The following is a 6,693-nucleotide window of genomic DNA, read 5'->3' as shown; positions in this document are numbered from 1 at the left end:
CTCGGACACGCGCAGGCCATGCTCCTTGCACAAGCGCATCAATTCGTCGCCACTGGAGAAGTCGTAAGGCAACTGGGTGTGATCCTGGTCCAGCTGACCGCTGGCCGCCTGCTCGGCATCGACCACAAAACCGCCACCGACCGAATAATAGGTGCCGCTACTCAACTCGCTGCCGTCGGCCGCGTAGGCCGTCAGGGTCATGGCATTCGGGTGATAGGGAAGGTTTTCCTCGAGCAGCAACATGTCGCGCTGCCAGTCGAAGGCGACTGGCAGACGTCCATCCAGCTGCAAGGTGCCAGTGCGGTGCAGGGCTTCAATGCGCGGCGCGATGTGCGCCGGGTCGATCTGATCCGGCCAGTCGCCCATCAGGCCCATGATCACCGCGGTGTCGCTGCCATGACCGATGCCGGTGGCCGACAACGAGCCATACAGGCGCACTTCCACGCGTTGCACCCGCTCAAGCTGGTGACGCTCGCGCAGCACGCCGGTGAACAGCGCCGCGGCGCGCATGGGGCCGACGGTATGTGAGCTGGATGGGCCGATACCAATCTTGAACAAATCGAACACGCTAATCGCCACGACAATCTCCTGCACGGGGTGCATTGTTATCGTCACATGATCGAGATTTCCTCGATGCGCAGAGGTCCCACACCGACTCGCTTATGTCCAAATCCGCCAACGCAGTAGCGCAGCAGCTAAATGGCCGGCCTTGCGCGGCAACCAGCCCCTTTCCCCCGTCCTGAGCGGGTTGTGACACCCCCCGCAGTTTTCCGCGACGCCGGCATGAAATGCGACAACTGTGTCCCAGTTACGACCTCACGCATAGGCAGCGAGCAAACTCTGGCGCCATGATCCGGCCGCCCATGCCCGGCCAGCAGCCGTCCGCTTAGCCTCGTCCATGGTTACAAATCCCGCCCCGGATTGGCTGGGCGGGTCAGTCTCCCGGAAATTGGATTCGCCCATGAAACTGCCGTTGAAATGCCTGTTGGCGCTCACCCTGAGCACTTCCCTGCTGGCCCAGGCGCAGGAGCCCGCCGCCTGCAGCCGGGTGCGCCTGGCCGACGTCGGCTGGACCGACCTGATTACCACCAACGCCGTGACCCGCCTGCTGCTCAGCGAGCTGGGCTACCGCTCCCAGGTCAGACGCCTGTCCGTGCCGGAGACCTTCAAGGCCCTGCACGACCAACAGATCGATGTGTTCCTCGACACCTGGCTCCCCAGCTCCGAAAAGGACGTTCGCCCCTACCTGGATGATGGCAGCGTGGAGCTGCTGGCGATCAACCTGGAGGGCGCCAAGTACACCCTGGCGGTCAACCAGGCCGCCTTTGACGCCGGCCTCAAGGGTTTCAGCGATATCGCCCGGTTCAGCAAGGAGCTGGACGGCAAGATCTACGGTATCGAGTCGGGCAACAGCGGCAACCAGCTGATCCAGCAGATGATCGACAAGAACCACTTTGACCTCGGCGGATTCGAGCTGGTGGAGTCCAGTGAATCGCAGATGATCCTGCACGTCAAACGCGCCGATCACCTGAATAAATGGGCGGTGTTCCTCGGCTGGGAACCGCACCCCATGAACAACCAGCTGAACATGCGTTACCTGGCTGGCGGCGATGACTACTTTGGCCCCAATCTGGGCGGCGCCACCGTCTACACCACGGTGCGCAAGGGCTTTGCCAGCGATTGCCCGAACCTCGGCCGGCTGTTCAAGAATCTGCGCTTCAGCCTGCAGATGGAGAACGACCTGATGGAGGCGATCCTCAACCAGAACACCACGCCCAGGCGCGAAGCCAAGGCCTGGATGGAGGCCCATCCAGAGGTGGTCAGTCAATGGCTGCAGGGGGTCACTCGGCGCGACGGCAGCGCGGCAAAAATGCCCTCGAGTAGCGGCAAAGAGCCATAGTTTTCAATTTTTTTCGATTCCGCCACAGCCCCCAGCACATGGTAGCTACCCTCCTTTTCAAGGCTGTAATCCAGGCCCGGCGCGGGCTGTGGCTTCGGTCTATAGTTCTTTAGGTGTGGTAAGGTTTTTATAGTGATCGCCATGTCGCCGCGCAGCACGTCAGGGTCGCAAACCGACAATCGCGGTGACTCGAAGACTATATCGTTGAGCCAGCCTATTTCGTCACTGTCGATTCTTAGCCGGGTCGACAGACCAGAGATCCCAAGCTCTGGACCGAAGATTACATAGCGCTGGCCGCCTTCATCGGGTGCCAGCCCAACAAGAAAATTTCGGATGTACGCGCATTTCAGGAAGAGATGTGAAATCCCAACGGATTGGCCTTCGTTACTCTGCCAGAGGGTTTGGAAAGCAGTTTGCGACACGGCTCAGCAATGCTCATTCATCAGCATGGCCAAGCAACGCCCATGACCTTTCGGACTCATGGTGCGCCACTTGACGTGCGCCTGAATGCGCAACGGCTAGCCGCGAAACAGAACGCTGTCCAAACCTTGGAACCGCCCACACTCACACAGGCAAGAACAGTCGACATCACCTGAAGAACGCCGTTTGGCGTGCGTCAGGTTCCGTGTAACTGATCTGGATGTCTACTGAAGGGGAACCCTCCCATGAAAGCTGGAAAAATAGTGGTCGAAAACCTCTACAAGGTTTTTGGCAACAAACCGCAAGAAGCCATCGCCAAGAGCAAGCAAGGCTGGAGCAAGGAGAAAGTCCTCGCCGAAACCGGCGCAGTGATTGGTGTTAGCGATGTGTCGTTCAGTGTCGAAGAAGGCGAAATTTTCGTCCTCATGGGCCTTTCCGGTTCCGGCAAATCGACCCTGATCCGTTTGATCAACCGTCTGATCGAACCTTCCGGCGGCGATGTGTTCATCGACGGTCATAACGTCGCCAAGATGTCCAACGCGGAACTCATCAGCCTGCGCCGCCGCGACATGAGCATGGTGTTCCAGTCCTTCGCGCTGATGCCTTCGCGCACCGTGCTGGACAATGCGGCCTTCGGCCTGGAAGTGGCAGGAATAGGCCGCAAGGAGCGGGAAAAACGCGCCATGGAGGTACTCAAGGAGGTGGGCCTGGAGACTTTTGCCCAGATGCACCCCCATGAACTCTCCGGCGGCATGCAGCAGCGCGTCGGCTTGGCCCGCGCCTTGGCCGTCGACCCCTCGATGATGATCATGGACGAGGCGTTTTCCGCCCTCGACCCGCTCAAGCGCCGCGAAATGCAGGACTTGCTGCTCGAGCTGCAAAAGGTCCACCGCCGCACCATCATCTTCGTCTCCCACGACATCGAAGAGGCCATGCGTATCGGCAACCGTATCGCCATCATGGAAGGCGGCAAACTGGTCCAGGTTGGCACCCCGCAAGAGCTGGTCGACAACCCGGCCAATGATTATGTGCGCAACTTCTTCGACACCGTCGACACCAACCGTTACCTCACCGCCGGCCAGCTCATGGCTAACAGCGTGCCGATCTTCGTGCACAACGGCGTTGCGCCGGATGCCCAGGTCGTCTCGCAAAAGCTCCAGGAACTGGACAAGCATTACGCCTTCATTGTCGATGAGAACAACCGTTTCTACGGATCCATCAGCCTGGAGAAAATCGCCTTGCTGGTCGAAGGTGGTCAGTCATGCAAGCTCGACCAAAGCGTGGTGAAGCAGATCACCCCGGTGCCGGAAGACATGCCCCTGGACAAGGTCATCGCGCGCCTGGTGGACAACGAAGGTCCGATCCCGGTTGTCGGTGGCAACGGCCAATACTCTGGCGCCATTAGCAAGGGTCGCCTGCTGACCCGCATGCAGGGAGAATGACATGAGTGACAAGAAACTCGACCTGGGCAGCTGGGTCAACGACGGCGTTCAGCACCTGCTGGACAACTACAGCGACGGCTTCGACAGCATCGGTGGCCTGGTCAGCTCGTTTTCCGAAGGCATCGAGGCCATCCTCATGCTGCCGCCGGCGTGGCTGCTGATTGCTATCTTCGTCGGCCTCGGCCTCTGGCGTATCGGCGCCCGGTTTGCCGCCTTCACCGCCGTCTCCTTCATTCTGATTGTCCTCACCGGCTTCTGGGAACAGACCGTGGTGACCCTCGGCCTGACCTTCTCCGCGACGCTGATCAGCCTCTTGCTGGGTATCCCCCTGGGCATCTGGGCGGCCAAGAGCGAGCGAGTGGCGACCACCATCCGGCCCATTCTCGACTTCATGCAGACCATGCCGGCGTTCGTCTACCTGATTCCGGCGGCCATGCTGTTCGGCCTCGGCCGGGTGCCGGGGATCATCGCCACGGTGATTTTCGCCATGCCACCGGCAGTGCGCCTGACCAACCTGGGTATTCGCCAGGTCAACAAGGAAATCATCGAGGCCGGTCAGTCCTTCGGCTGCAGCAAGACCCAACTACTAGTCAAGGTCCAGCTGCCCAGCGCCATGCCGTCGATCATGGCCGGGGTCAACCAGACCATCATGATGGCCCTGTCGATGGTGATCATTGCCTCGATGGTCGGCGCCGGCGGTTTGGGTAACGACGTACTGGCGAGCATCCAGCGTCTGGATATCGGTCTAGGCTTCGAAAGCGGCATGGCCGTGGTCCTGCTGGCGATTATCCTCGACCGCATTACCGAAAGTTTTGGCACCAAGCAAAGCGAGAAACGCGGCACCCTGATCAGCTGGGTGAGTGCGAAATTGCAGCGCCAGTAAGACTTTCACCTTATCCATTCATTGAGGGAGCCATAAATGAACAAGTTGAAAACCATTGCTGGGGTTAGCTTGCTGTCCTGCACGCTGCTGCAAAGCGCCTGGGCCCAGGAGCCGGAAAGCTGCAAACAGGTACGCTTCGCCGAGATCGGCTGGGCCGACATCGCCGCCACCACCGGCGTGGCCATGACCCTGAGCGAGGGCCTGGGTTACCAGACCCGCAAGATCATGGCCTCGGTACCGATTGCCTTCACCGGCGTGCAAAAGGGCCAGATCGATGTGTTCCTCGGCTACTGGGCGCCCTCGATGGACGCGGTGATCGAACCGTTCACCAAGGACGACGGCGTCAAGGTCCTGCCAACCGCGAACCTGGAGGGGGCCAAGTACACCCTCGCCGTACCGACCTACCTGGCCGAGGCCGGCCTGAAGAGCTTTCAGGACATCGCCAAGTTCAAGAAGGAACTCGACGGCAAGATCTACGCCATCGAGCCCGGCAACGACGGCAACCTGCTGATCGAAAAAATGATCAAGGAAGACCAGTTCGGCATGGGCGGTTTCCGCATGGTCGAGTCCAGCGAAGCCGGCATGCTGGTGCAGGTGCAGCGCGCCGTGAGAAAGAACAAGCCGGTGGTGTTCCTCGGCTGGGCACCCCACCCGATGAATACCCAGTTCGATATCACCTACCTGTCCGGCGGCGATGACGTGTTTGGCCCGGATTACGGTGCGGCCAAGGTCTACACCGTGGTACCGCCGGATTACGAAGCGCGCTGCCCCAACGTCGGCAAGCTGCTGAACAACCTGCAATTCAGCGTCAAGATCGAAAGCCAGCTGATGGAAAAAGTGCTGGAGAAAGAAGACCCGGCGGAAGTGGCCAAGAACTGGATCAAGGCCAACCCGGAGGCCCTGGACAAGTGGCTGGCTGGCGTCACCACCTATGACGGCCAGGACGGCGTCGCCGCTGTGAAGAAATACGTCGGTCTGTAAAAGCTCTGGCCCGCCTGGCGTCCGCGCCAGACGGGCAGAGGTACGCATCACTGGCATGGGTTAACCGGCCAGCGCAACACCTGCAATCAGCACGAGCCAGTAACACCGTTGAACTGCAACTCTCACTGATGGAGCACCAAATTTATGCGCAAACTTTCCACCTTCTGCCTGAAAAGCCTCGGCGTCGCCGCCCTCGCGCTAGGCATGTCCACTGCCATGGCCGCGGACAAGACCACCCTGACCATCGGCTTCGTCAACGGCTGGGACGACAGCGTCGCGACTACCCAGGTCGCCGGTGAAATCCTCAGAAGCAAACTAGGCTACGATGTCGAGCTGAAAGCCGTCGAGCCGGCCATCATGTGGCAAGGCGTGGCCCGCGGCGACCTCGACGCGACCCTTTCGGCCTGGCTGCCGGTTACCCACGGTGAGTACTTCACCAAGATGAAAGACAAGGTGGTGGTTCTCGGCACCAACTACGACGGCGCCAAGATCGGCCTGGTAGTGCCCGACTACGTCGAAGCCAAGAGCATCGCAGACCTGAACGACAGCAAAGAAGCCTACGATGGCAAGATCACCGGTATCGACGCCGGCGCCGGCGTGATGCGCCGTACCGAAGAAGCCATCGAGAAATACAAACTGGACTTCAAGCTGATGCCGAGCTCCGGTCCGGCCATGGCTATCGCCCTGGCTCGCGCCGAGAAGAAACATGAAGCCATCGTGGTTCCCGGCTGGATCCCACACTGGATGTTCGCCAAGTGGAAACTGCGCTTCCTCGAAGATCCGCAGAATGTCTTCGGTGAATCCGAGCACATCGACACCGTCGTAAGCATGGGTATGGAAGCCAAGGCCCCAGAAGCGGCCGCCTTCCTCAAGAAGTTCTCCTGGGGCGCCGAAGATGTGGGCGCAGTCATGCTGGCCGTCAGCGAAGGCGCCAAGCCGGAGCAGGCTGCCAAGGACTGGGTCGCCGCCAACCCCGAGCGCGTGGCCGCCTGGTTGAAGTAAGCGCGGTTACCGCAACAACATAAAGCGGGCTTCGGCCCGCTTTTTCGTGGCCGGCATTTACCGCA

Annotated in this window: 7 protein-coding genes; 5 read left to right on the top strand and 2 right to left on the bottom strand. The window is 60.3% G+C overall.

Annotation, left to right across the window (positions count from 1 at the left end; translation table 11 throughout):
• Window positions 1-579 (bottom strand): serine dehydratase beta chain (locus PH586_RS23340; RefSeq protein ID WP_271350199.1); only part of this gene is annotated, 579 nt, incomplete at its 3' end.
• A gap of 382 nt (window positions 580-961) precedes the next feature.
• Between PH586_RS23340 and choX the strand changes: the two genes are divergently transcribed.
• Entirely contained in the window at window positions 962-1,900 is a 939-nt protein-coding gene (choX, locus tag PH586_RS23335; RefSeq protein WP_271350198.1) for a choline ABC transporter substrate-binding protein, read from the top strand.
• Here choX and PH586_RS23330 read toward each other — a convergent pair.
• Window positions 1,825-2,322: a hypothetical protein gene (locus tag PH586_RS23330; protein WP_271350197.1), complete on the bottom strand. Its 498-nt coding sequence runs from the start codon at window positions 2,320-2,322 to the stop codon at window positions 1,825-1,827. The two genes, choX and PH586_RS23330, sit on opposite strands and share 76 nt — an antisense overlap.
• A gap of 243 nt (window positions 2,323-2,565) precedes the next feature.
• Here PH586_RS23330 and PH586_RS23325 point away from each other — a divergent pair, with 243 nt between their 5' ends.
• The 4 genes from PH586_RS23325 (at window position 2,566) to PH586_RS23310 (ending at window position 6,628) form a co-directional block, all read left to right on the top strand.
• On the top strand, window positions 2,566-3,762 hold the full coding sequence (locus PH586_RS23325) for a quaternary amine ABC transporter ATP-binding protein (protein ID WP_271350196.1): 1,197 nt from the start codon (window positions 2,566-2,568) through the stop codon (window positions 3,760-3,762).
• 1 nt (window position 3,763) lies between these two features.
• Window positions 3,764-4,645, top strand: coding sequence for an ABC transporter permease (locus PH586_RS23320; RefSeq protein WP_271350195.1), 882 nt, complete (start codon window positions 3,764-3,766; stop codon window positions 4,643-4,645).
• A 36-nt stretch (window positions 4,646-4,681) separates the two neighbouring features.
• A complete protein-coding gene (locus tag PH586_RS23315; RefSeq protein ID WP_271350194.1) occupies window positions 4,682-5,626 on the top strand; it encodes a choline ABC transporter substrate-binding protein in 945 nt (314 codons plus the stop codon).
• A 144-nt stretch (window positions 5,627-5,770) separates the two neighbouring features.
• Window positions 5,771-6,628, top strand: coding sequence for a glycine betaine ABC transporter substrate-binding protein (locus PH586_RS23310; RefSeq protein ID WP_271350193.1), 858 nt, complete (start codon window positions 5,771-5,773; stop codon window positions 6,626-6,628).
• Window positions 6,629-6,693 lie beyond the last annotated feature (65 nt).

Source organism: Pseudomonas aestuarii (genome assembly GCF_027988105.1).
Taxonomy (GTDB): Bacteria; Pseudomonadota; Gammaproteobacteria; order Pseudomonadales; family Pseudomonadaceae; genus Aquipseudomonas; species Aquipseudomonas aestuarii.
Note: the sequence above shows the minus strand (reverse complement) of the source record. Positions and strands in the feature narration are given on the sequence as shown.

Bases quoted from the DNA above. Each gene is read 5' to 3' on its own strand.
- PH586_RS23315 (WP_271350194.1), top strand. From the start codon at position 4,682: ATGAACAAGTTGAAAACCATTGCTGGGGTTAGCTTGCTGTCCTGCACG.
- choX (WP_271350198.1), top strand. From the start codon at position 962: ATGAAACTGCCGTTGAAATGCCTGTTGGCGCTCACCCTGAGCACTTCC.
- PH586_RS23310 (WP_271350193.1), top strand. From the start codon at position 5,771: ATGCGCAAACTTTCCACCTTCTGCCTGAAAAGCCTCGGCGTCGCCGCC.
- PH586_RS23320 (WP_271350195.1), top strand. From the start codon at position 3,764: ATGAGTGACAAGAAACTCGACCTGGGCAGCTGGGTCAACGACGGCGTT.
- PH586_RS23325 (WP_271350196.1), top strand. From the start codon at position 2,566: ATGAAAGCTGGAAAAATAGTGGTCGAAAACCTCTACAAGGTTTTTGGC.